This window comes from Micromonospora sp., from assembly GCF_048594385.1.
Lineage (GTDB): Bacteria > Actinomycetota > Actinomycetes > Mycobacteriales > Micromonosporaceae > Micromonospora > Micromonospora wenchangensis.
In genome coordinates, this window is sequence record NZ_JBMDWU010000215.1 from 1 (window position 1) to 3,225 (window position 3,225).

Here is a 3,225-nt window from a genome sequence, read left to right on the forward strand (position 1 = left end):
CCCCGCCGGACCTGTCCGCCCCCGGCGCGCGCCCCCCCCCCGCGGGGGGGGCGGGGGGGGCCGCCCCCCCCCCCCCCCCCCCCACGCCGGGCGGGCCGGGCTCCCGACCGGTCCGCCCGTCCGGTGCCCCGCTGACCGCAGGTCGCCGACGGGCGGGCCGGGTCAGCCGCGTTTCATCAGGCGGCCGACGGCGGCCATCATCTCGGCGGCCATCTCGTCGGCCCGGCCCTCGGCGGCCCCCTCGTGCATGCAGTGCCGGGCGTGGCCGTCGAGCAGCCCGAGGGCGACCTTGTCCAGGGCGGCCTGCACGGCGGAGATCTGGGTGAGCACGTCGATGCAGTACCGGTCGTCGTCGACCATCTTCTCGATGCCCCGGACCTGCCCCTCCACGCGGCGCAGCCGCGCGAGCAACTGGTCCTTGCTGGCGGTGTAGCCCCGGACCGGGGTGCTCGGTGTGGTCATGGTGACCAGGATAGCGTACCCCCGGGGGGTATGCTACGGTCGCAGGGCAGCGTACCCCTGGGGGGTATGTTGGACGAGTGGAGGGGAGAGTCGCATGATCACGAACTACCAGGTGACGGGCATGACCTGCGGGCACTGCGTCAGCGCGGTGAGTGCCGAGGTGGGTGCCCTCGACGGCGTCACCGACGTCCAGGTCGACCTGGCCTCCGGCCGGGTCGCCGTCACCAGCGACCGCCCGCTGGACACCGCATCCGTGCGGGCCGCCGTCGACGAGGCCGGCTACGACCTCGTCGAGGCGTGACGGTCCGGGGCGACCGATGAACACACCGACCAGGCTGGGCGGTTTCGCCCTCGCCCTCGCGGTGGTGTTCGGCGCGGCGTACGGGGCCGGCCAGCTGACCGGCCCCGTCACCCCGCCCGCCGGGACCCGCCACGACCCCGCGCACACCCCGCAACCCGTCCCCAGCCCCGTCAGCCCCGAGCCCACCACCGACCCGACGCCGAGCGTGACCGTCACCGGCACCGGCGGGGCCGGTCACACCCACGGTTGACCGGAGGTGCCGCGATGACCCCGACCGCCCAGAACCTGCCCACCGCGCCCCACCAGATCGAGCTGGCCATCGGCGGGATGACCTGCGCCTCCTGCGCCGCCCGGATCGAGAAGAAGCTCAACCGGCTCGACGGCGTCGAGGCGAGCGTCAACTACGCCACAGAGAAGGCCACCGTCCGGTACGCCGACGGCGTCACCCCCGACGACCTGATCGCCACCGTGGAGAAGACCGGCTACACCGCCGTCGTCCCCCCGCCGCCCGCCCCCGCCGGCACGGAACCGGCCGGTGCACCGGCCGACGAGCTGGACGCCCTGCGGACCCGGCTGCGGGTGTCGGCCGTGCTCACCCTGCCGGTGATCGTGCTGGCGATGGTGCCGGCCTGGCAGTTCACCTACTGGCAGTGGCTGTCACTGACCCTGGCCGCCCCGGTGGTCGCGTACGGCGGGCTGCCGTTCCACCGGGCCGCCTGGACCAACCTGCGGCACGGCGCGGCGACCATGGACACCCTCGTGTCGCTCGGCACCCTGGCCGCGTTCGGCTGGTCGCTCTGGGCGCTCTTCCTCGGTGACGCCGGGATGCCCGGGATGACCCACCCGTTCCGGCTGGACATCGTCCGCACCGACGGTGCCGGCAACATCTACCTGGAGGCCGCCGCCGGGGTGACCGTGTTCCTGCTGGCCGGCCGCTACTTCGAGGCCCGCTCCAAGCGGACCGCCGGGGCGGCCCTGCGCGCCCTGCTCGAACTCGGCGCGCGGGACGTCGCCGTGCTGCGCGGCGGCACGGAGACCCGGGTTCCGGTCGACCAGCTCGTGGTGGGCGACCGGTTCGTGGTCCGGCCCGGCGAGAAGATCGCCACCGACGGGCGGGTCGACGAGGGCACCTCGGCGGTCGACGCCAGCATGCTCACCGGCGAGTCGGTGCCGGTCGAGGTGGGACCCGGCGACACGGTGGCCGGTGCCACCGTCAACGCGGGCGGCCGGCTGGTCGTCACCGCCACCCGGGTCGGCGCGGACACCCAGCTCGCCCAGATGGCCCGGCTGGTGGAGGCGGCGCAGACCGGCAAGGCCGCCGTGCAGCGGCTCGCCGACCGGATCTCCGGGGTGTTCGTGCCGGTCGTCATCGTGCTGGCCGTCGGCACCCTGGGCTGGTGGCTGGGGTCCGGGGCCGGCCCCACCGCCGCCTTCACCGCCGCCGTGGCCGTGCTGATCATCGCCTGCCCGTGCGCGCTCGGCCTGGCCACCCCGACCGCGCTGCTGGTCGGCACCGGACGGGGGGCCCAGCTCGGCATCCTGATCAAGGGGCCGGAGGTGCTGGAGTCCACCCGGCAGGTCGACACGGTGGTGCTGGACAAGACCGGCACGGTCACCACCGGCCGGATGACCCTGGTCGACGTCCACCCCGCCGAGGGGCAGGACCGGGCCGAACTGCTCCGGCTCGCCGGGGCGGTGGAGGCCGGCTCCGAGCACCCGATCGCCCGCGCCGTGGCCGCCGGTGCCGCCGAGGCCGGGGAACTGCCCCCGGTCACCGGGTTCGCCGCCACCGAGGGGCTCGGCGTCACCGGCACCGTCGACGGCCACGACCTCGTCGTCGGGCGACCGGGGCTGCTGCGCGAGCGGGGTCTGGACGTACCCGGGGAGGTGGTCCGGGCGATGGCCGAGGCGGAGGCCGCCGGGCGTACGGCGGTGGTGGCGGGCTGGTCCGGGCGGGCGCGGGGGGTCCTCGCGGTGGCCGACGTGGTCCGACCCACCAGCCGGGAGGCGGTCGCCGGGCTGCGGGCCCTGGGCCTGACCCCGGTGCTGCTCACCGGGGACAACGCGACGGTCGCGCAGGCGGTGGCCGCCGAGGTCGGCATCGACCGGGTCACCGCCGAGGTGCTGCCGACCGACAAGGTCGACGTGGTACGCCGGCTCCAGGAGCAGGGCCACACGGTCGCGATGGTCGGTGACGGGATCAACGACGCCGCCGCCCTGGCCCAGGCCGACCTGGGGTTGGCCATGGGCACCGGCACCGACGTGGCGATCGAGGCGTCCGACCTGACCCTGGTCCGGGGCGACCTGACCGCCGCGGTGGACGCGATCCGGCTCTCCCGGCGCACCCTCGCCGTGATCAAGGGGAACCTGTTCTGGGCGTTCGCCTACAACGTGGCCGCCCTCCCGCTGGCCGCCGCCGGGCTGCTCAACCCGATGATCGCGGGCGCGGCGATGGCCTTCTC

Annotated in this window: 4 protein-coding genes; 3 read left to right on the forward strand and 1 reads right to left on the reverse strand. The window is 75.6% G+C overall.

Translation table 11 applies throughout. From position 1 onward, the window contains the following. Positions 1-162: 162 nt before the first annotated feature. On the reverse strand, positions 163-462 hold the full coding sequence (locus ACOJTC_RS11675) for a metal-sensitive transcriptional regulator (RefSeq protein WP_091244878.1): 300 nt from the start codon (positions 460-462) through the stop codon (positions 163-165). Between the two features lie 94 nt (positions 463-556). Here ACOJTC_RS11675 and ACOJTC_RS11680 point away from each other — a divergent pair, with 94 nt between their 5' ends. From ACOJTC_RS11680 to ACOJTC_RS11690, 3 genes are all read left to right on the forward strand, one after another. Then, positions 557-763: a heavy-metal-associated domain-containing protein gene (locus ACOJTC_RS11680; RefSeq protein WP_420116861.1), complete on the forward strand. Its 207-nt coding sequence runs from the start codon at positions 557-559 to the stop codon at positions 761-763. Positions 764-779: 16 nt separating this feature from the next. Next, a complete protein-coding gene (locus tag ACOJTC_RS11685) occupies positions 780-1,013 on the forward strand; it encodes a hypothetical protein (RefSeq protein WP_420116862.1) in 234 nt (77 codons plus the stop codon). Between the two features lie 14 nt (positions 1,014-1,027). After that, positions 1,028-3,225 (forward strand): heavy metal translocating P-type ATPase (locus ACOJTC_RS11690; protein WP_420116863.1); only part of this gene is annotated, 2,198 nt, incomplete at its 3' end.